General features: G+C 55.7%; 16 protein-coding genes and 1 pseudogene. 6 read left to right on the forward strand and 11 right to left on the reverse strand.

Annotation, left to right across the window (positions count from 1 at the left end; all coding sequences use genetic code 11):
- Positions 1-511 precede the first annotated feature (511 nt).
- The 7 genes from CA85_RS00715 to CA85_RS00745 form a co-directional block, all read right to left on the reverse strand.
- Positions 512-724: a hypothetical protein gene (locus CA85_RS00715; protein ID WP_146389251.1), complete on the reverse strand. Its 213-nt coding sequence runs from the start codon at positions 722-724 to the stop codon at positions 512-514.
- Positions 725-779: 55 nt separating this feature from the next.
- Positions 780-1,853 (reverse strand): hypothetical protein, encoded by a 1,074-nt coding sequence (locus CA85_RS00720; protein ID WP_146389253.1) that lies wholly within the window; start codon positions 1,851-1,853, stop codon positions 780-782.
- A gap of 61 nt (positions 1,854-1,914) precedes the next feature.
- A complete protein-coding gene (locus CA85_RS00725; RefSeq protein ID WP_146389255.1) occupies positions 1,915-2,817 on the reverse strand; it encodes a hypothetical protein in 903 nt (300 codons plus the stop codon).
- A gap of 146 nt (positions 2,818-2,963) precedes the next feature.
- Positions 2,964-4,022 (reverse strand): hypothetical protein, encoded by a 1,059-nt coding sequence (locus CA85_RS00730; RefSeq protein ID WP_186774668.1) that lies wholly within the window; start codon positions 4,020-4,022, stop codon positions 2,964-2,966.
- Positions 4,023-4,027: 5 nt separating this feature from the next.
- Positions 4,028-4,633, reverse strand: a complete 606-nt coding sequence (locus CA85_RS00735; RefSeq protein WP_146389259.1) for a hypothetical protein — start codon at positions 4,631-4,633, stop codon at positions 4,028-4,030.
- Positions 4,630-6,042 carry a glycosyltransferase family 25 protein gene (locus tag CA85_RS00740; protein WP_246112374.1) on the reverse strand — a complete coding sequence of 471 codons (1,413 nt, stop codon included), beginning with the start codon at positions 6,040-6,042 and terminating at the stop codon, positions 4,630-4,632. The genes CA85_RS00735 and CA85_RS00740 overlap by 4 nt, the downstream gene beginning before the upstream one ends.
- Before the next feature lie 76 nt (positions 6,043-6,118).
- Positions 6,119-6,607 (reverse strand): hypothetical protein, encoded by a 489-nt coding sequence (locus tag CA85_RS00745; RefSeq protein WP_146389261.1) that lies wholly within the window; start codon positions 6,605-6,607, stop codon positions 6,119-6,121.
- Positions 6,608-7,072: 465 nt separating this feature from the next.
- On the opposite strand from CA85_RS00745, the gene CA85_RS00750 reads away from it, so the two are divergent.
- The 5 genes and pseudogenes from CA85_RS00750 (at position 7,073) to CA85_RS25525 (ending at position 16,443) form a co-directional block, all read left to right on the forward strand.
- Positions 7,073-13,189, forward strand: a complete 6,117-nt coding sequence (locus tag CA85_RS00750) for an RHS repeat protein (RefSeq protein WP_186774669.1) — start codon at positions 7,073-7,075, stop codon at positions 13,187-13,189.
- A 222-nt stretch (positions 13,190-13,411) separates the two neighbouring features.
- Complete coding sequence (locus tag CA85_RS00755) at positions 13,412-13,609, forward strand: hypothetical protein (RefSeq protein WP_146389265.1); 198 nt, start codon at positions 13,412-13,414, stop codon at positions 13,607-13,609.
- 277 nt (positions 13,610-13,886) lie between these two features.
- The gene (locus tag CA85_RS00760) at positions 13,887-14,339 is read left to right on the forward strand and encodes a hypothetical protein (RefSeq protein ID WP_146389267.1); all 453 of its coding nucleotides are present in this window, start codon (positions 13,887-13,889) and stop codon (positions 14,337-14,339) included.
- Positions 14,340-14,462: 123 nt separating this feature from the next.
- A pseudogene (locus tag CA85_RS26060) lies at positions 14,463-14,720 on the forward strand (RHS repeat-associated core domain-containing protein); the annotation flags it as partial.
- 304 nt (positions 14,721-15,024) lie between these two features.
- Entirely contained in the window at positions 15,025-16,443 is a 1,419-nt protein-coding gene (locus CA85_RS25525) for a hypothetical protein (RefSeq protein ID WP_246112375.1), read from the forward strand.
- Between the two features lie 167 nt (positions 16,444-16,610).
- Here CA85_RS25525 and CA85_RS00770 read toward each other — a convergent pair whose 3' ends face one another.
- Entirely contained in the window at positions 16,611-18,464 is a 1,854-nt protein-coding gene (locus tag CA85_RS00770; RefSeq protein WP_246112376.1) for a serine/threonine-protein kinase, read from the reverse strand.
- Between the two features lie 529 nt (positions 18,465-18,993).
- Entirely contained in the window at positions 18,994-19,599 is a 606-nt protein-coding gene (locus CA85_RS00775) for a sigma-70 family RNA polymerase sigma factor (protein WP_186774670.1), read from the reverse strand.
- A 526-nt stretch (positions 19,600-20,125) separates the two neighbouring features.
- On the opposite strand from CA85_RS00775, the gene CA85_RS00780 reads away from it, so the two are divergent.
- Positions 20,126-20,764, forward strand: coding sequence for a hypothetical protein (locus CA85_RS00780; RefSeq protein ID WP_146389273.1), 639 nt, complete (start codon positions 20,126-20,128; stop codon positions 20,762-20,764).
- A 632-nt stretch (positions 20,765-21,396) separates the two neighbouring features.
- Here the strand turns inward: CA85_RS00780 and CA85_RS00785 are convergent.
- Both CA85_RS00785 and CA85_RS00790 read right to left on the reverse strand, forming a co-directional pair.
- Positions 21,397-21,777: a helix-turn-helix domain-containing protein gene (locus CA85_RS00785; protein WP_146389275.1), complete on the reverse strand. Its 381-nt coding sequence runs from the start codon at positions 21,775-21,777 to the stop codon at positions 21,397-21,399.
- 437 nt (positions 21,778-22,214) lie between these two features.
- Complete coding sequence (locus CA85_RS00790) at positions 22,215-22,475, reverse strand: 4Fe-4S dicluster domain-containing protein (protein WP_146389277.1); 261 nt, start codon at positions 22,473-22,475, stop codon at positions 22,215-22,217.
- Positions 22,476-22,511: the final 36 nt, after the last annotated feature.

A 22,511-nucleotide genomic window follows, 5' to 3' on the forward strand; every position in this document is an offset into this window, starting at 1 on the left:
GACGCAGATGATAGGCAAGCCTCGGACGTCGTCTGATAAACACGGACGCGATTTTCCGTCACCGGCAATGCGTGCTGACGCACAAAGTAGGCGGTGCGCACTTGCATTGGTTGCCCCAGTGGCTGGACGAATGCCATCGAGACTGGTCGCCCGATGACTTGCGTGTGTCCCGACATAGATGTTCCAGGGTAGCCGTCGTGTCGCAGTTCCGTCGATGGAACCGCATAGCTTTGCTGATGCACCGACGATTCGTAGCGAACGCGATGGACGCTGGCAACGTCCGTGCGGTCGATGATGGCAGGTGGCGGTTGCGTCGAGGATGACTGCGGCTGATTGCAGTTGCCGTCAGCCTTGCAAACACTTGCCGGCCAGATCGATTTTAAGTCATCTGGCCAAGTCGCGTTTGCGGTTGGGCTGATCATGACCGAGATTGTCGTCAACACAACGATGGAGATTGCACTTTTCATTGGATCGCTCTGTGGATGGGATTGGGCGCGTGCGAAGGGGTAATTCATTTCGCCGACTTCGCCAGCTCGGCCAGTAGACTTTGCAGTTCCTCGGAGTTTGCTTCACGCTCCAGAAGACGAAGCAACAACGATCGCGCACGATCGTCCTCCAGCATCGACAGCAGTCTCGTCCGTCGTTCGTTCGGCATTCGCGAAAGGCACTCAATCAAGTCGGGCAAGTATTTGACCAACATTTCGATGATGATTCGGAAATTCATTTCAGTATCCAATCCAGTTTAAGGGGGGGGGGGAACTCTTGACGCGATTTCACCGCTAGCCGAACAGTGGCGAGGGTTTTGGTAGCGTCAATTCACCAATGGACATGCACTCAGCTTGAGGAATCCAGGAATCAAAGAGACTCAATGGAATGACAAAGCATCCCGCTGGGAATCCGCGACCGATTTCACGGTGCGCTTCGGCACCCCATGAATTCTTCACAATGACAAACCACGTCCCTTTGACCTCGAAGACTCCATAGATGGTCATGTTGTGGTACCAAGTCCCAGATCGACGATAGATCGTCATCTCGTACCGCGGGTCGAATCCTGCGGAAACGAATCCCCATCCGCTACAGATGTGACAAGGTTGTTTCAAAACGGTTATCACATTCATCAAATCTTGACCCGATCGCACAACGACCGATTCCGACATGCGGAATTCACTTGCGATATCGAGATGCTCGTTGAGCTCGTCGCGTCGGTTGTTGCCCCAACTACGAACATCCGACGATTGAGGAAACGGGCCGCGAAACCGGTCTTTTACGCGGTCACAAGGGAGGATGCCGACCGTCTTGTAAGCCCAGATTTGAACCGAGCAGTAGGACCCATCGCCTCGGGAGATAGAACCGACGAATCGTTCTCCATCCCATAGGTTTTTGCATCGACCCGCGCCATAGTGGTATCCCGTGAACGGCATTGCATGATCTCGCAGATTGTTTCCGTCCTGCGGGGACCATCCGACCGGATCTTCCAAGTCACCTTCGTTCAGGATTTCTTGGCTCGCCTTGGCGGCAATCGCCAGGCCACCGCCAGCCCCAACACAACTGCCAACGCTGCCTTGTGAGTGAACCAACGGTTCGCCGTACAGCAATTGTTCGCTCGCATGGAACGACCAGCCTTGATCAAACTGAAACATCGACCGGCAAAGTTGTTCCATGGGAGACTCCGTATCGGCGTCGGCCAACATCAGTCGGTCGTCGAGATTTGAGAAAAATTGTTGATCCTCCATTTCAACCCGTTGGCGTCGTTCTTTGATCAGGCGGTGATTTGCCCAGTCGGTTGGATCGCCCCAACCCAGTTCATTGGCATGTTGAGAGTATTGGCGTTCGATTTTGGTAAGTGATGGCATGGATGCACTTTGAAATTGGAGGGTGTTTCGCGAAGTTCGGTGAATGGTGTGGCTGTGTTGGTCAGTTACCGAATCCAGCCAAGCCATTTCCAACGGCGGTAATGAAGCGAGCCGCTTTGAAGCGATCCATGTCTGATTCAAACTTCTTCCACACTCGGTCGATTTCACCGCGGCATGTCATCCAGACAGCGGAGTTTTCACCTTGCAGGATTTTGTCGTGTCCTTCGGTCAGAACCTCGCTTGCAGTAGCAACTGTCGGAATGATTGGTGTTTGCGATCCCGCAAGCCGTTTCGACGTCGTGAAGTACAGCAGCGACAACTCCGCAGTTGGGAACCCATCACCGGCGTTCGATTGCAGCAACGCGAAGACTTGCTTGCCGAGGTTGTCGAACTCGTCGTCGGGAACCGTGTCGGGGACGGGTTGCGGGCCAGGCCCTGGCGGCGGATCCGGTTCAGGCGGTGGCGTCGGATCCGGGCCGTTGCCCCGGATCGTGACCCGTGCGTGTGCTTGGGCCAGTGCACCATCGACCTGACAAATGAGATCGATTTCGTAAACGCCTGGCGGACCAGTCCAAATAGCCGCTTTGCCATCGTCGACCCGGACCAAGTCAGGCCGGAACCCATCCGGCAAACGGCGTACGATCCAGGCGTACCCGCCGGACCGCTCGCAATCCGCTTCACTGCGGACTAAGCGATAAGCATCGATTTCGCTCGGCGTGTCAATTTGTTGAGCAATTGCTGGAGCCACGCAGGAGCAAGCGACCATGCCAACGAAGAGACCGATTTTAACGCCCTGCGTTGCACGAAGTGAATCTCCGATGATCCATGCGGCCACCAACATGATGACCGATTGGACTTGATCTTCGGAAACTGGTAGTCCGAAGTGATCGGTGGCGACGAACAGAACACCGGATAACGCGAGCCAAAAACGTCGCGACTGAAATAAGTCTTTAAGCTTTTGCATCTGCCAAACCTCGGGGCACAAGAATGCGAGCGGCCGAACCATTGGCGTGGCCGCGTGAGTGTCTCTCATCTCCTCTATGCTCGGAGGAGATTGAACGAGGGGGGAATTCTTACGAGAATCGAAAGTCACGGGTGAAGAGACCGTGATCACGCGAACTTGTTCGCATCTCGCAATTGGTCGCCATCAAGAACAAAATCAAACGAACCAATCCATCGAGTGGCCTCGGCCAACGTGCATGGCAGCGAATGATATCGATGCGACAGCGGGCCAAGATCTGCGAGCACTTGTCGCAGCAATAGATAGTCGGTGTGCGACGCGCTCAGTTGTGAAGACAACGATCCAAGGTCGTCGGGCCAAACTATGGACTTATGAGCATGCAGCCCGTACAGACGCATTTCAGGAAAGAGAATCAGCAACTTACAAATCGTTTCCGAGTCGGGCGATTCAACGCACCCGACGTTGTGTTTCCGGCAGCGAAGTTGGTCACTGAGTCGACGAATGGGATCGTCCTTGGCCCACGGCCAATCAGTTGTTTGCCACCGAGCGCCAGCAAGTTTGTTCTTTGCCCCCATGGCGTAGTGAGTGATGTAGGTTGGCGAGAATTTGTCGCGGAGCAACCCAGCGTTTTGACACAGAATCGTGTTAAATTCTTGTGGAAGAAATCGAATTGCCTCCCGATGCCACGTCCAAAGTATATTGCTAATGATACTTTCATCCGCCCCCATGTCTCCATAGTTTCGCCACCGCTTGGCTGCGAGATCAATGCGATGCCAAACCGAAGTGAAGTGTGGTAGCCCGTAGAGATAAAGGCCACCGTTAGGATGGAGCGCCGGCGGCGAAGACGCAGACTTCAGCCGGCCTGCCCAAATGTTGTGCGCCTTGGCACCCCAGCTCGTTTCATCGACTCGCCGATCGGGTCTTTGTCTACCGGCGACCATCGCGAACTCGTTGGGTTTCGCGAGATCAAACGGACTTGGACAGTCTTCGCGAATCAACATGTCGTTGTCGAGCTGTAGCACATGCGCGTCGCTGCGTTGATCCAACACCGCGCTAAACGCTTGCATCTTCTTCCAAAAGCAGTGCCCCCCCGTCTCGCAGTGAGTGAACCAGATCAATTCGGCATCCCATCGTTTTGCCGCTGCCTGATACGATGCACGAACGTTTTGCGGGGCTTGTTTGGGCGGGAAATCGGGAACTACAATCACGCGTTTCATTGGGCACCTTGGTTGGTAAGGGTCAGAGGCTGCAACTCGTGATAAATTTCAATGTCGTTGACAAGTTGCTTGCACAGACGGCGTCGAGCTTCGTTCGAGACCGATGGTCGCGAAGGGGCCGCGTTGTGTTGCCGTTCGTTATCGATGGGGACATCGAGCCCAATTCGGTCAAACATCACTCGCATGCACGAGGACAGCGTGTGAGTGTCGTAGATCCATGTGCGATTAAGAACGCTCCGATAGTCGCCCGCGAAATAGTGGGCGAGGCCAAGAGAAACATGTCCCAAGAATTCAAAAGCGGCGTCCGCTTCGGGTGAACCCAGGGCATCACACCACTCTTGAGCATTGGGAAACCTCGCGAAAAACTTATTTTCATCGGGGCTCCAATCGGCTTGCTTGCGGAGCCTGGCATCAAAAGCCGACAAGGCATGCTGCACCGGTTCGCGTATTCCGATCAACAACCGGTCCGCCGGATGGGTCTCGGCGGCCAATATCAGTGGCGTGCAGTGACCAAGCCAAACATGATCCACACCACCTTCGCGTAGAACACGGTGAACATGAACCCCGCCGGTCTTTCCGACATGAACACAAACGATCATCATCCGTGCTTCCTCAACTTTGGGTTCACGTGCGCGATGGCTGCTTCCAACTCATCCTGTTCCGGTTCAATGCCCAAGAACTTCACCAAACGAACAATTTCGGCGCGCGGATCGGACGTGAGCGACGCAAAATTGATTCGGTGGACCAATACGTTCGGATGCGAGGCAATAAATTTCTCGCGATGATGCAACAGGCTTCGTTGCAATCGTTCGCACGCACGATCGCCTGCGGCGTACCATTGCCCGCGATTCTTGTGACTGCGAGTTTGCAAGCTGCGAATGGACGCTTCGATCGGACGGTCCACCGCAATGATTCGCAATGAATCACCAATGGCCGCGTAGACCTGATCGGCGAACCGGCACAGGTGCGGATACTTGCCGCCCGCGACACTCTCGTCACGCACCGCTTCGCTCTTCTTTCCGACGATGAATTTCTTCAGAAGCTGAGTCAGTTCCGCATCACCGATCGTTGGATCGGTGGCCGGGAACTTCATCGCCTTTTCGCACAATTCGATCAGCCCAACCGCTTCGCCTCCGCCGGTAGCCTCGAATCCACCGAGTTGATTGCCCATGTGGACACCGAGGTGGTGCATAATCATCGCGACGCACGATGTACCGCTGCGATGCGGGCCGAGGACCGCGAAAAAGGGTTCGTCGTTGTGATCAACGTTGACCGCATCGTTGAAGAAGCGGGTCTCGCTCCAACGGCGCCCCGAGATGTTGCTGCGTGTGGGAAGTTGGCCCACCATCCATCGATCGGGGGCGTAGACAGCAACGGCACCTTTGCCCAAGTTACGGCGAGCGATTCCAAAGTAGCGACGCTGGATCATTCGACCCAAATGATGGTCGATGTGGTTCGCTTTCTTCCAATCACGGGTGTGCAAGTGTCGGTAGAGGGCCGACATGGCGGTGCGTCCCCGGACCATGAACGCGTGCGTGCGATTGACGTTGTAGGGAAGATAGACGTGCTCGGAGATCTTCACCGGTGGATGCGAAACGGAATACAGATGCTGCCCCCCCAAATACGCCATCCCCCAGTCGTCCGGCAATTCTTCGACGAACTGATGCAGGCGATTCCCAAATTGGTCCCCGAACCCTGCGTCGTCTTCAAAGACGACGTAGGAGTCGATGCCTTCGGAAAGACATTTTTCGAGAATTAAGAAATGGGATCGGTAACATCCCCAAGCACCGTTGCCCGCCCGCCAGTGCGCCGGCGGCGGAACACGCCGTCCGTCGATCGCGGCGAACCGCTCTGGTTCAGGCAAAGGCCATGGCTGGGGCAACTGCTCCATCCACTCGCGAAGTCGATCGGGACGTTGATCCAGGTTCATCAAGAAACAACGCTGGACTATCTTGTCGCCGGACGTGTGCGATGCTTTATCACCGCGCGGAACCTGTTGTCGTGTACTCATCGTGGTGGCGTTCATTTTGAATCCGTGAAGAAAGGGAATTGGAAATTCAGTTGTTTGCGAGTCTGCGTCCGCCGGACTAATCGCCTTCCAACGATCCGTCGGGAAACTTGCGTTCAAAACGACCGATGGCGGTTTGAACCAACGCCCTCGCAGTCGCTAGCGGCAAGTCATCCGCCTCCATCCCGTGTTGGATCGCCTCGCTTACAAGCCAAGCAGCAATCGTTTCCAAGTTGAGTCGGCAACCCTTGGATCCCCACTTATTCATCGTGATGATGCGATGTTTAGCCAGGCCTGATTTCGCTGTCTTCGATAGCCACGGCAGCATCCGTTTCAATTCGCTGCCCGGCCCCATCGCATGCGTTTCGTCCGCCGCACCGTTGCTGGGAACTCGATCAAAATCATCCTGTGATATTGCACGGTCAGTTAGTGTTTCGCTTGGAGAGCGGATCTGATTGCGACGATCCTCAGCAACTTGGACCCGACCATTCACGAGTTCGTTGCAGCGATGGCGTGCCGCAGCCCTTGGATCGTCACCATGGTGACCTGTATCTCGACGATCATTCATTCACACATCCTCGGTCGCAATAAGAAGTGGCCTTGCGAGAACGGAATGTCCTCGCAGGAATCGGATTGGCTGAACCAACCGAATCATCCTTCGCACATTTCTTACCTATGCCGTTCTCCTGCTCTGCGCGGGAGTAAATCCACAGGAAAATTCTCAGATTCATCGAAGGAAGATTTTCGGCTTTGTAGAAGTTACTAGCTGGAATCCGCAATCGACCTCGGGGGACGAACTCGCTTGCGGGTGTTGTGCGGTGAATGCAGCCAGGGACGCTGTCCATTGCCATGGGTTTCGACGGAGCAATTTCCACCAAATCAAAAAACGATGAGTGTTTTCGTGCTTCGCTCACCGGCCGGCGTGCATAGGTCAGATGGAAAACACCCCGTCTCGTTTGCTCGCGTTCCGGTCTCGAAGATTGTCTTGGCCGACGCAAGCAAACTCATGCCCCATCTACGGTCCCAGAAACACATGTCAACTCGAAAACACGTTCAATCTCAAGCCGACGCTCTTTCCTCTTCGGACTCGCTCGGTTCAGTACGTTCTCACGTTCGTCGCCGGTTGGAGTCGGCGGTGCGAAACAGTCGCAGCGAAACTAAGGAGACGCAGGTCGGCGATGCCGGACGCCTGGAGAAGAAGTCATCGCAAGCCGAGAAGTCTGAATCACAAAGCAGTGAAAGTGAAACTTTCCAGGCCTGCCAGGCAGATCCCCAGAAAGATCCCGCAGGTCAGTCAATGTCCGAACCGCCAACGACCGAACAGTCCTCAGGCGGTGGCACGTCAGGCGGAGGCAACCTTCCGGACTTTGAAGAACTGGCCAACCGAATGATGGCCGCCGGTTTCGCAACCGACGGAAATGGCTTTGGCGATGATGGCGGTTCCGGCTCCGATGACGGCAGCAGTTCGTCGTCCTGCGGTGATGGACCGTGTCCAGATGATGAACCGCCTTGCGAAGAATCTGACTCCCCAAAATCTTGTTGCGAGGCCAGTGGGGGATGCGACGGAGACACATGCAGCACTGACGGTGGCGGGGGAGACGATGGCGGCGGCGATTGCACCGATGGGCAGTGTCCAATGCCGGAGACTTTCAGCGAGCAGCCGATCCGCTACTTCAACGGGGAATTGCGTTTGTCGGCGAGCGATCTGTCGGCCGGTCGTTTGGGCGGCTCGTTTGGACATCGTCGCTCTTACAGTAACCAGATGTCGCGTAGTCATGACTACGGCAACGGGTTCAACTGGCTCGTCAGCCAGTGGGGTTACCTCAACGAAGGTGGCGACGGCACGATCACGGTCGTTCGTGGGCCGGGTCGAAACCTGTGGTTTGAACTCGATGGCGTCGGCGGTTACGCCGGACGTTTCGGCGCGCTCTCGACACTCAAGCATGACACGGCCGCTGGCTTGTTGGTGCTGACGTCACCGACCGGCGAGCAGTATGCGTTTCGTGATTTCGACCAGTTCGAGCATCCACCGGGACTGCTTGCTTGGCACAAGGACGCCGGCGGACAGCTTACCGAAGTGACCGCGTACACCGACGATGATCGCATCGCCACGGTCCAGCGAAGTGTTGACCAAGATGGCCAGACGATCACCGAATCACTGGCCTACGACTACTTCGGCAGCGGAGAGCAGCGTGGTCGACTGCGTCACGTCACGCTGCAACGCAAGATCGATGCGGGAGCTTGGCAAGACATCCAACGCGCCAAGTACGATTACTACGGCAGCGGCGACACCGGCGGCAGCGTTGGTGATCTGCGCCGAGCGCGGCAACAGGAACCCGCCGACGGCGGAACGTGGCAAGACAAGAACACACATTACTATCGGTACTACACCGCAGGTGAAGCCAAGGGTTTTGAGCACGGCTTGAAGTATGTGCTCGAGCCGGAGAGCTATGCACGACTTTCGGAAGTCACCGATCCGTTGACCGCGTCCGATGCACAGCTTGCCCAGTACGCCGACTACCACTTCCAGTACAACGCCGCCCGTCGGGTGATCAAGGAGACCGTCCAGGCCGGCGCGATGACGTTCAAGTTCGCGTACTCGGCCAACAACGACAGCGACGACAACTACAACCAGTGGCGTCGCAAGACGGTTGAAACACGGCCCGATGGTTCGCAGAACATCGTCTTCACCAACTACATCGGCCAAGTTCTGGTGAAAGAGTTCCGCAGCGGTGCGGGCGAGAATGCCGATCGCTGGATCCAGTCGATGCGTTACAACAACGACGGACGCTTGGTGCAACGCGCCCAACCTTCGGCCGTGGTCGGCTACGACGAGTCTCAAAACGATCTGGCCGTCACGCTCCACAGCGACGACGGCGTGATCCATCGCACCGAATACTATTCAGCATCCAACGGCAGCGGCGCAGCCAAGGGATATGTCAAAGCTGAGAAGATTAAGCGAGGCAGCGGCGGTGACGCCATCCTGCTTCGATCGATGAAGTACGGTTCGCACACCGCTGGCGGCACGACGATTCGCCCGGTGTCAGACGAGATCGTTTACCGCAACGACGATGGCACCGGCAAGTCGACCACTCGGTACGACTATCAATATCATGCCGATAGCTTTCAACCTTCGCAGCGAATCACCACGCTGCCGGTCGTGCCGACCGGCCAGAACGGTGACGGTTCGACCGACACCCGTACCGAACGCTTCGACATCCATGGCAACCGAACCTGGGTTCGAGACGAACGTGGCACGATCACCCACACGACCTACGATGTCGTCACCAGTGTGGCGACGCGGCAGATCGTCGACGTAGATACTGCGCAAGTCGCCGGCGTTCCGGCCGGTTGGACCACGCCGGTCGGTGGCGGTCTGCACCTGATCACCGACTACCAGCACGACGACCGCGGTCGAATCACGCAGTCGCTCGGTCCGGTTCACTCGGCCGAAGTCAATGGCGTGACACGGCAGGTTCGCCGGGCGCGTTGGAACGTTTACCTCGATGTCGATCATCAACAGTGGACCGGCCAGGGTTTCCATGACGAGTTGGCCAATACCGACACGTTGGTCGGCCCGGTCTCGATCGTCAAGCGAACCCGTAAGGGGCATCCGCTGGAGCAGATCGCGGCCGTGCGAAGTTCATCCTCGGGCAAGCTGACTGTCGCCGATTCGTTCACGCAAGGCGACTACGTTCGCTGGACGACCTACCAGTACAGCGACTGCTGCACGCTGATCTCCCAGCGTGTCTATCACACGATTCCCGTCAGCGGCGATGGCGCAGTGGGATCGAACTATGACGAAACGCAGTTCGGATACGACACGCTGAAACGTCGCAACCGCACCGTCACCCCCGGCGGCACGATCCGCTTCGCTGTCTTCGATGTCCGCGGTCAGCAAGTCGCGATGTACGCAGGAACCGACGACACCGGCGCGAGCCAAAGCGATCCCAGCGGTGGCGGCACCCCTGGCAACGACATGACGTTGATGACCGAGCAGCAGTATGACTCCGGTAGCGACGGTGGTGATGGACTGCTGACACGGATTACCCAGCACGTCGACCCATCGACCATCCGCGTGACCGATTACGGTTACGACTGGCGAAATCGTCAAACAGGGGTCGAAGGTGAACTGGACTTCTACCAAGTCGACACGCACGACAACCTGGGCCGCGTGATTAAGACCGAACGGTTCGATACGAATTCCGCCGGCAACCTGGTCAGCCGCGAGAAGATCAAGTTCGACGTTCGAGGTCGCGTCTATCGCCGCATCCGCTTCGCCGTCGACCCGGCCACCGGCAGCGTGTCGGGCAACCAGACTCGCGACCAGTTCTATGACGCCGGCGGTAACGTCGTGCGACTGGAACCGGCCGGCGCGATGGACTATCAAACCTTCAACTTCGACTCATTGAGTCGCCGTATCAAAGAGACCGATCCGCTGAATCACTCCCGCAGCTACACCTTCGACGACGCCGGCAACGCGGTGACCACGACCGACCAAGTCGGCAGCACGTGGACCAAGGCGTACGATGCGATCGGCCGACAAGTCGAAGCGATCACTCCGCTCGGCGACGTGATGACCTACGGCTACAACGATGCCGGTTATCAAACCACCGTCACCAACGGTGCCGGTGAAACGTCGACGACATCGTTCGATCATGCCGGACGCACGGCCAGCGTGACCGATCCGCTGAGCAAGGTGACCAGCTACGTTTACGATGCCAACAGCAATCAAACTTCGGTGACCGATGCCAACGGCAACACGACCACGACGGCGTACGATTACCTCGATCGCCGCGTGAAGGTCACCGACCCGGCTGGTCACGAAACCGAGATGGCGTACAACCGCGCCGGCGAAATGGTCAAGCAAACCGACGCCAAGGGCAACGATACTAATCACGGTTACGATGCACTCGGCCGTCAATCCAGCGTGACCGATCGTCTGAACCACACGACCACGTTCGCCTACACCGTACTTGGGCAACTTGAGAGCCTGACCGACGCCGAAAGCCAAACGACCAGCTACGATTACGACGGCTACGGACGTCAAACCCGTGTGACCTGGCCCGACCACGTTCCCGGCAGCAGTCCCGGCGATCTGGGTTACGGCATCACGACGACCGAGCATGATGACCTGGACCGGGTCACGCGCACGACCGATCAACTCGGCGATACGGTATCAATGACCTACGATTCGGCCGGTCGCCTGCTCAAACGGGACTACCGAACGCGGGCCAACTCACCCTCGGGCACGATCGCCGACACCGACACGTTCACGCTGGACGATGCGTCACGGATGCTCACCGCTGTCAGTGGCCGTTACGGCAACACGGTGACGTACGTTTACGACATCGCCGGCCGCAAACTCAGCGAATCGCTCTCGATCGGCGGTCAAACCTACACGACCAGCACGGTTTACGACGCGGCCGGGCGTGTCGGACGGCTGATCTACCCGGACGCCAGTGAAGTGACACGGACGTACACTGCGCGTGGTCAGCTCAAGAAAATCATCACCGGCGGTGTGAACTTGATGACCCGCGGCTACGACGACGGTGGTAGAATGACTTCGAGCGTTTACGACAACGGAGTCAGCGAGTCGCGAACTTACAACGTCGACAACACGCCATCAGCGATCAACTTCACCGGCGCGGGCGTAGGCAACCTGAGTTACGGCTGGGACGACAACCACAACAAGACAGCGGAGACAATCAGCGGCACGATGAGCGATTACGGGTTCACAGCAACTTACGACGCCGAAGACCGGCTAACCGGCTGGGACCGCGCCGATGCAGCGATCGATCAATCGTGGAACCTGACACCGGTCGGTGACTGGCAGAAGTTCACCGAGAACTCGGTCATTCAGAACCGAACCCACGGCCCGGCCCACGAACTGACCGCCGCCGGCGGCCAAAGCGTGCAACACGACGCGAAGGGTAACGTCACTCTGCTGCCTTCATCCCTCCGCCCTCAGCCTTCATCCTTTAGCTGGGACTTCGACAACCGCTTGGAGTCGGCCAACATCAGCAACAACGGCACCATCGATGTCGAGTACCAGTTCGACGCGCTGGGCCGGCGAGTCTCCCGTGACGATGGCACGACGACGGTGTTCGTGCAGAATGGCCCGCAAACCCTGGCCGACTATGCTTCGGGTGCATCGCCCAGTTCGCCACAGTACACCTACGTCTGGGGCGACTACATCGACGAACTGGTCGTCCGAGACGGCACCGGCGGCCGGCGGTTCTACCACAGGAACCAGCAGTACAGCATCATCGCCCTAACCAACGCCTCAGGCACGATCACCGAACGCTACGCCTACGACGCTTACGGCGACCTGACCATCACCGACGCCTCGGGAACCGTGCGCACCACATCGGCCGACAGCAACCGCTACACCTACACCGGACGCGAATGGGACGAGACGCTCGATCTCTATCACTTTCGAGCGCGGATGTATGACCCGAAGGCGGGTAGGTTCATCGGTAGAGATCCAATTGGACAGCGAGGAGGGATTAACACATACGTCCCCTTGTTTGTACTAATTGCGACGGACTCTCTAGGACAGTCACCCGACGAGGAAGATCAGGAGGCCGGCGAAGGTTGTCAGATTCAAATATGCTCGAGTCCGATCCCTGGTGTTCCTGCCGGCCACTTGTTCCTACGTTGCGGAGGCAAACGGTATCGCGGCGGCCCAGGGCGGAGTCCCGAACAACCAGATGCCCCACCGCGAGGCAACAGCGATTGCGACTGTTTCGATAAGGGGAGAGGGCAATTGGTTACAGATGTCGATCCCTGGGACGACAAGCCAATCGACCACCCTGAGAACGAAGAAAGCCCCTACCCAGCCGGTCAGATGGAGTGCAAGGACTATACCGTCCGAGGCAAATCTTGTGATGAAGTTTGTGGTTGCTTCCAAAAAGTCGCAGATGCAATTAACGACAGTTGTTGTGTTCCATATAAGGCCCTGCCAAAACCGGATGCAGTCGATGGCAACAGCAACAGTACCGTGGTATGGATGCTGAAATCGTGCGCACTCGGCGACCGCCCCTTCACCGTAGTTCCGTTGCCGGGAGGTCCGAAAAGGTTGATTCCCGGAATTGGCCAATCAGTGCCCAAATGTGTCAGCGACTCCCTTACGAAGGCATCCGAATGAAGTTTCCAAAGCATCTAGGGCTGTCTGTTGTTGTAATTGTATCGTTGGTTTCAGGATGCATAACTAGCGATACTCGACGTCAGCCCGCGATGCGATCAGCGAGAGCAATCATCTTGGACGCGAGCGTAAATGTGCCAATTGGAACGAGTGTGCAAGATGCGAGAGAGTATTTGCGCAGTGCTCGATTCGACATCATTGAGGTTCGGAATGGATCGTTTTCCTATGATCTATCGAACATACCGAATTCTCTTGGCGGTGGTCGTCAGGATGATGTTCGATACATCGGAGGCCGGCGAGTATCAAGAAGCGGATTGGTTTCGACTAGCGAAGTCGTCCGCTTTGTGCTTGACACCGAAAATACCGTTTGCGGTGTTTACTACTCTGTATCGCACAGTGGCACGTAGCTTCGCGAAATCGTGAGTGCTAACGTGTTGCAGAAAACGCTTGATGCCTGAAATCGCGCCGGCTTAGGGTAGGCCTCGAGCCGGCTTGCCCGCAGGCGGATTCGCTGCCCGGCGGCTACGACCAAAGTTACAGACTGCGATCGAGTGCTTATGACGACAGGTTCATCAAAAGCCGTACCTACAACGTTGACAACACGCCCTCGGCGATCAACTTCACCGGCGCGGGCATCGGCAACCTGAGTTACGGCTGGGACGACAACCACAACAAGACATCGGAGACGATTGGCGGCACGATGAGCGACTACGGGTTCACAGCGAGTTACGACGCCGAAGACCGGCTTACCGGTTGGGATCGCGCTGATGCAAACCTGGATCAATCGTGGAACCTGACACCGGTCGGTGACTGGCAAAAGTTCACCAAGAACTCGGTGGTCCAGAACCGGACCCACGGGCCGGCCCACGAACTGACCGCCGCCGGCGGGCAGAGTGTCCAGCACGACGCCAAAGGCAACATCACGCTGCTGCCTTCATCCCTCCGCCCTCAGCCGCTATCGCTGAGCTGGGACTTCGACAACCGCTTGAAGTCGGCCGACATCGGCAACAACGGCACCATCGACGTCGAGTACCAGTTCGACGCGCTGGGCCGGCGAGTCGCCCGTGACGATAGTACGACCACGGTCTTCGTGCAGAACGGCCAACAAACCCTGGCCGACTACGCCTCGGGTGCATCGCCCGGTTCGCCATAGTACACCTACGTCTGGGGCGACTACATCGACGAACTCGTCGTCCGCGACGGCACCGGTGGCCTTCGGTTCTACCACAGGAACCAGCAGTACAGCATCATCGCGCTGACCAGCGCCTCGGGCACGATCACCGAACGCTACGCCTACGAGGCCTATGGCGATCTGATCATCACCGACGCCTCGGGCACTGTCCGCACCGCGTCAGCCGACGACAACCGCTACACCTACACCGGTCGGGAATGGGACGGGACGCTCGACCTCTACCACTTCCGGGCAAGAATGTATGATCCGAAAGCCGGAGGGTTTATCGGAAGGGATCCTAGGTTCATGCGAAAGCTGACCTCTTACTACTTGTTCAATCTCTCGGCTCCGACACGATATGTCGATTCGAGTGGCAAAACTCCAGAAGATCCGGAAACAACCCCTCAAGACGATGGTTGTACAAACACCGAACGCCAGTTAATTGACCGCGCGAAACGAGAAGCGAAGAATCGGTTAGCGAGGAACCCCGATTGCTTCAAGCGGATGCGAAACGCAAGTCAAGAATGCAGCTCTCAGCTTCACGACTGTGTCACGCAAGGTTTAGATCGTTCCGTCTTCCGGTGCGGACATATTGGACAAGGTGAATGTCATGAAGAACGCCCTCTGCCCAAAGGCGTCACAGCAACTCCCTGTGCGAAGCTGAAAAGTGACGCTGCAAATGGTGACGTTTATCCCGAACCAGACCGAGGTGGCGATCCGAAAAAATGCGAACCGTGCGAACACCCTGAGGATTTTGCAAATAATTGCAAGCTTTGTCCAGCAGATGGTGGCTATGGAACACTCGAGACCTGGATTTGCAGAAGTGGCCGCGGAAACACGATTGAAAGCGACGTTGAAGCACTTACTCAACTGCTCGTGCATGAAGTTTCGCACAACTGTGTTGGGGGTCACGACACTACAGATATCCAATCGCCTGGTGGCAAGCAAGATGAATGCAAGCGTCCTGATGCTGGAAGCGTTGAAGACACATTCAAGAACTGTAGATAAAATCATGTCTAGACTAATCAGTTATTCGCTAACGAACGACTGGAGGGTTTTCGGCGCACACGGCTACGGTCGCCAGGGCCTAGCCCACCGTCTGGCGACCGTAGCTAAGAGATCTGTTTTCTGGCCGGTTTTTGTCCTGACGCTGCTCGCAGCCTGTTCATTCAAAGCAAACGCAGACACCTACGAGATTTTTTCAGGCATCACCGAGTCAAGTCGATCGGCCGCGACCAACGTTGTGGTCAAACCACTCATTCGCTCCGAGTTGGGCCGTACAGAATCAAATCTGCAAGTGTTTACAAGACTTCGCGAACCAGCGCAAACTGGTCGTCCGGTGAATACATTAAATTCATCATTTCGAGATGGAGCAGTTCGATTCTTGATAGATGAAGATTTGCCGTTTAGACCAGCAGTTGTAAAGGTTAGCGATTCGCATGTTGCAGTTTTGAGTTACTGGGGTGCAAACCGATCCTGGCTCGCATCACATCCTGCGATTGAGATAAGGACACTGAAAGACAGCGAGCGTCGATCAGTAAATCTCAAGGATGTCATTGAAAACATTGACGATTGCGTTTTTGTTTCAAGATCGACAATTTCTTGGCTGAAAGATGCTTGCTTTTCCGAGTCCGGGAGTTTCCTTTACGCTGCTCTTTGGATGAAAGCGAGCGATCTGCCCGACGAGTACGATCGACTAGTTCGAATCGACATGTTGACTGGTGGGATCGAGCACCTTGACGAGTCGTCGTACGGTGTGGCGATGCAGCAAACAGAACTAAACTTTCACTGTGCGCTTTTCGACATTGCGCGCGAAGAAAAAAGTAAGGTTCTTTATGACATTGCGAATGATGCTCTCAGTTCTGAGTCAGCAACGAAACGATTGCGAGCCCATGCCGCAGCATATCTGTACCGAATCTTCGAAGAACAACCGGCAAGGAGGGTCTTGGTAGATTTGCAAGCAGAACTGACGACCGGTCTTCCGAAGAACGAACCGGAGGTGATGACAATCGGGTTTCACTATGAAGATGCTCATTCATTTGCCGGGAAAATCCTACGGGAATCAATAGAATCTGCACTCGACTAAGTCGCTGCGTCTGAACGTGATTCCTGACGAAAACAGTTTTGAACAACTAGAGATCCGTGACCGTCAATCCCGCACGCGGCTGACAAACCCGATGCGCGTCACCGGAAACACCAGCTAGAAAGCAAAACCCGATCGTTCGGTTGGGACCACGCTGATGATTCGTCAAATCAATCAAGAGTTCTCTCATTAACGATGATTCCCTCCGTTAGGTGAATTTTTTCGATGACGAATTCACCAGTTGTACCTAGAAAAACGGACCGTCTGTTGGGAATTTCCCAACCCGGTGGTAGTTCAATCTGATTCGGAAGTCCATCCCATCGAATTGCTTCGACCCCATCGATCAGAACCGCAATTTCGTTCTCGCGTACCCTTAGATCGACGACATGTAACTCGTCAATCTCAAAGAAGAATCCTTCCGTCCATGTGGGTAACGACTGATGCGTTGAGATTCCGTCGATTCGCTCGATGAAGCAGCCGCCAACATCGCGGTGGGTTCCCATCGCGAGCATGCCTTGCGAATCCCCGAATGGAAAGGCGATGTTGAATCCACCAAAGCGCTCGTTGGCGTCACTGCGGCGGGCGACGACAAGTTGCAAATCGTACTCAGCGGGCACGTCGTGCGGCAGTTCCAACACCGCGCGGAGCCCGCGTTTGAAGTCGGGCGTTAATAGTTGTCCCGCTTCAACTCGCCACTGACCAACGATGCTGTCCCGGACTGCATCAATCTTCTCGATCGCATCGACGTGTTGGTTCTCTTGCCCTGATTCCGGTAGCGTTAATCGTAGCATTGGCGAGGCAGGATCGCCAAATTGTGTCGACTGAAATAGCAAAGATCCAAGTTTCGTTGACTGGAAAAACCAAGCATCGATAAGCAACAGCAGTACGATGAAGCTGCTTGCCAACAAGGTCGCTGTCAGCAAACGCCCGAGCCAAAATGGGCGTTGCCGGTTCTCGGAGATATCGGAATTCTTGCTCGCCGTTTTGATGTTCTGATCGATGGCGATGAATGGAGTCAATACTCCGATCACTTCACTGGGCGTTTGAAAGCGATCCGCGGGGTCTGGAGACATCATCCGCTTGATGACGTCTCGCAGGGCGTTCGGTACCTTGTCTTGATCGACCCCATTTTGGGGTGAATCATTCTTGTCTTGTCTACTTTGAACGTCTGTCGTTTCTTTTAGCTCCCGAGGCGGTCGACCATGCAACAGAAACTTCAGTGTCGATCCGAGTGAATAAATATCGCTGCGAATGTCGGCTTGGCGTGCATCCTGTGCCTGTTCCGGTGCCACGTAATCTGGCGTTCCCATGAACGTTCCAATCGCGGTGATGCTATGGTCCGCGGTCTGCTCGTTCTCATCCGAATCGCCTTGCATGGCAAATGAAGCCAAACCAAAATCGAGAATCTTGACCGTGACGCCAGATAACTCCACTGAACTTTCGAGTGGGCGGTTCTTCGAGTCTAACATCAACATCAAATTTTGGGGTTTAATGTCGCGGTGGACCATGCCGTTTTCAAACGCATGCTGCAAGCCGGCAGCAACTTGCGATATGCACCCGCAGGCAACCGGAACTGACAAAGGCCCTCGCTGCTTCACCAGTTCACCCAGGTTGATTCCATCGACATACTCCATGACCAACAAATGCAGTTCACCGACCTGTTCGGCGTCGAAGGCCGTCACGATGTTCGGATGGGCCAACCGAGCCGCAGCCTTGACTTCTCGTTGGAAGCGTTGCACCGTTTTCGCGTTTCGGATCAACTCGGGTTTGATCACTTTGATCGCTACCGAGCGATCCATCAGGCGATGTCGAGCTTTGTAGACACTGCCCATACCGCCTTGTCCGATTGCCTGAAGCACTTCGTAACGCGGATGAGTGGCAAGTTCAGCGGACACTGAGGACAACTGCGAAGAACCTTCGCCAGCGATTGAAAAACCTGACTCACCACCGACCGCTTGGTTTTCGTCAGCCGTTTCCCGATCGCCAATGTGTTCAGGGTCCGAATGCGGAGAGGGGTCGGTCATCACAAATTTCGGAAATAAGCAGCCATGCGTCGGGAGTATCCCCTGTCAAGACTCGATAATAGCCGATCTTGAGTTGCTTTGCTGGCTCCGGCTAGAACCAGGAATGAAGGGCAGTGTCGGTGTGGTCGTCATGCACGCTTGTTTCATCTCCACCCACCCGAAAAAACGTGCTTTTTGGTTGCCGGACCCGATGTTTGACAAAACCGCAGAAGTCTCTGAAGTGCTCGCACGAACCCCCGAAGAACGGCAATTTGACAAGAACCGGGCGAAGGTTCCCAGCGAGGAGAGAGGCCGAAGAACGGGCAATCGGTTGAAATCGCGCCGATGCGAGCCTCAATCAATCGTGGAACACGACGCCAGCCGGCAACCGGCAGAAGTTTTCCGAGAACTCGGTGGTCCCAAGCCGCGTTTGCGGTCCGGCGCACCAGTTGACCGCTGCGGTTGGAAAGACGCTTCACAAAAGCGGACAGCAACGGAGGGGTGCCAAGTGAGACGAAGGTACCTCAAGCCAGCAAGTGTTGCGCGTCGGTCAATCGATCCGATAGCCAGATCCCAATTTTTGCTCCAACGTCGCGTGACCCTGTGTGCGAGCGTATCGAACTTGGTCGTACGTCAATTCGAGGCGATCTGCGATTTCACGCAGCGATAATCCGCCGCAGTCGAGAAACAGAATTGTTCGAAAGGGCTCATCAAGGCCGTCGATCGCCGTGCGGACGTCGATACGCTGCTCGATTATCTCAATGCGCTCCCCTGGAGGATCAAGTTCAAGGGGAAGGTCGCGACCATGGCGTCGGCGTTGAGAACGGATTGCCTCATGGCACTGACGAAACGGGATTGTTCTCAACCAGTTCCCGAATTGCTCTGGCGGACGATCGAACTGATAGCCCAGGTCGGATCGCCTTTGCAGTTGGCGAGCCAGCAGCAACATCGCGTCGTGAGCCACATCGTCTGCCCAGCCGAAGGGCGCGCCGGTTTCGATGACCGAAATTTCGGCACATCCCCACAGTTGCGATCTATAGAATTCGTTGCCGGCAAAAAGTTGCCAAACCTCGAGCCATGAGTGCGCGTGTTGCAACGCGTCGACGAACTCGGATCGAAGGTCCTCCCAAAGCTCGTCTGTTTCCCAACCACTCATCAATCGGCCCCGCTGAAGGATTCCTGGGTCAGCGACGGACGAGGAGCGAAAAGATTGCTTTGGCCGCCGAACCAGTCCTATGCTCTGGTCCCGTAGCCAATGGGAAAGATTCGCCGCAAGAGCAAATTGTTTTCTTCGTTTGCGGATTGGCGGCATCCTGGGACGACGCTTTTTGAGTTTTGAATCGAAATGCAAATTTAAAGACGTCGCTCATCGGCATCTCGAAACAACAATTCGCTGCCACGCGGTTGGGTGGATTGATCTTTGACTGCGGAGTTTTAAACGCCGGATACTCCACATTTCCCAGCAGATTTGCTTGTCGCCCGGTACGTCGCGTCGAATCTTGAAAACCCTCAGGATTGCGTGCCACGATCGGGAGACTCGACGCATAGAGAGTAACGAACAAGCAGCCAATCGAGATCGCCTTCGTAGCCGTTGCTCAATGGCGGGCGGCATCAACGAATGGTCAGTAAACAGTGGCGAGACATCGCCATCAGCCCCGGCAAATTGAGGATCGAACAAACTGATGAATCCAATCCACGAAGGTTCATTCGATCAACCAGACGAAGGCATTCTGTACGTTGCAATCGGATGGCGAATGCGACGGCCGCTCGAGCGATCAATCGCGTCGGTTCGCAAATTTTTGAACCTGCCGATTACCGTCATCACCGACCTCGATGGAATCCATCACGTCGATGTTGTCAAAAAAGTGAAGTGGAATCGAACGCCAGGGTATGCAGTTAAGCCGGCATTCATTCCGCAGCTTCCCTACGCGCGAACGATGGTTCTCGATACGGACACGATCATCCTGCGTTCCGACGCCGCAGCACCCATGCGGCTGATCACTGATCAATATGGCTATCATGCGGCTGCCGTTCAATCGCTCAATGGACGCACCGATGAGGTCCGGGTTCTGTCCTGCACGCCGAGTTGCAATTCCGGTGTGCTATTTCTGCGACGGTCCCCGCGTGTGAGAAAGGCAATGAAGCTCTGGAGGCAATATTATCCAGGAAAAGGAAGTGAAGAGGTTTTTCTGACAAGGGCACTGCTGACCGCGGCGGTTCCCACGTTTTGGCTTCCTCGCGAGTGGAATGATCGCGGACGCGGCAACCAGTCACAGCGAAAGGTTCGTATTTCGCATCCCAAGCCGATAAAAAGTCGATGAGGCAGGTGTATCGCCGACGGCAGCTTGGCCAGCGTTGGGTAATCTGGCTGGCGATCAATTTCAAATCGCAGTGTTTGCCGAGCAATCGCCGCGAATAAAAGTCGAGAGAGAGAATTGATTCAATGAAACATCTTCGCATCATTCCTACGCCAGAGCCTGCGGTCGAGTTGACTCCGTGGATGACCTGCTTAGAAATTGAGGCGATTGAAAGGCTGCTCCACTCGGACTGGCACGTTTTGGAATACGGTTCAGGCGGTTCGACAACATGGCTCTCCGCGAGGGTCGATCGAGTTACCTCTATCGAACACGATCAAAACTGGGGAGGGGATATCCATCAAGTCGCATCAAACGTGGACCTGCGATTGGTTCCGCCCGAATGGCCTCTGAAGAAAAGATTTGGCCCGGCGGAGCCTGGACAGTTTGAATCCTACGTCGCAGCCGCGGATGATATCTCGCCAAACCTAGTGATCGTTGACGGTCGTGATCGTGTCAGATGTGCCGAACGATGGACACGCAAATCCCTTGTTCTGCTTCACGATGCAAACCGAAGACGCTATCAATCCTTGAATTTGCAATTCATTTGCGAATCTCTCGCAATCGTCAAACCGTAGTCAGCATCCCGTCGACGATGCTCATCTCGATTGACTCCCGACAAGGGTGCGTGATTCGTTGCAGCGTACTTGCACCTCACTGATTGCGTCCATCAGCTCATCATCCGAGAGCTGACCCGCGATACGAATCAGCGCAGGCATGGTGGTTGGGTGCCGGCGAATGATTGGCTCCAGATCTTCAGGAATTCGGTCTGCCAAACCGATCCAGTAATCAGGATCGTCGCCAAGAATCTCAGCGATTCTGGCCGCCCGACTCGCCGTCACCGGGGCGTACCTCTGCTGCTCAACCTGCGAAAGATACGTCGAGCTGACGCCAATTAACTCCGCAAACTTCCGCAACGAATACCCATGATTCAGTCGCTCTTTTCGGAGACGGCCTCCAAACCCATGTTTTTCAAACACTGCAATTCCCTCATTGGATCACGCAATCTCGAACAACGCGGACGGCCAATCCTACCGCGTCAGCAACGCCCGAATGCTATCCATTGCCCGTGACACGTTTGGTCGCACCCGCCCCGAAATTCATCGAAAAGCTCGAACAGCGAATAACCCAGAGCCGAAAACACGCACACTCCCGCTGGGTTATTCGCTAAACTGGTCATTCGCTCATAACCCAGCCGCCGAGACCATCCGATGCCTTCCGCAAGCCGTCTTGACCACTCAATTTTTTAGTCGCCTTTCGCTTCGCGAAAGCAGCGTCTTCCAGAATAAGCCGACGTTGGTCCCACGGACCGACGCCGGCTTTTTTCGTGCCCTACCGCTTATCTGGCAAAGACTTACGTCAACGTTGCCGGCTTCAATCTAGATCTACAACACGGCTCTCGTTCGGATAGAACCAGCTACTCGTGTGCAGACGGGCATTCCTGTGATATCTTAGCGTTGGTTTTGATGAATCCTTTCCATTGGTCCGGCACATCGTCTTCATAGAAAATTGCTTCGGTCGGGCATTCAGGCACGCAAGCTCCGCAGTCGATGCACTCATCGGGGTCAATGTAAACCATGGGCTCGTCTTCGCTCGTGGAAAAGCACTCGACCGGGCAAACCGGTAGGCAGGCTTTGTCTTTGCACCCGATGCAGGGCTGCGTAACGACCATCGTCATTTTCGTGTCTCCAGAAGTAGGATAGGCTTCTAGCCT

The sequence above is a fragment of the Allorhodopirellula solitaria genome (genome assembly GCF_007859855.1).
Classification (GTDB): Bacteria; Planctomycetota; Planctomycetia; order Pirellulales; family Pirellulaceae; genus Rhodopirellula; species Rhodopirellula solitaria.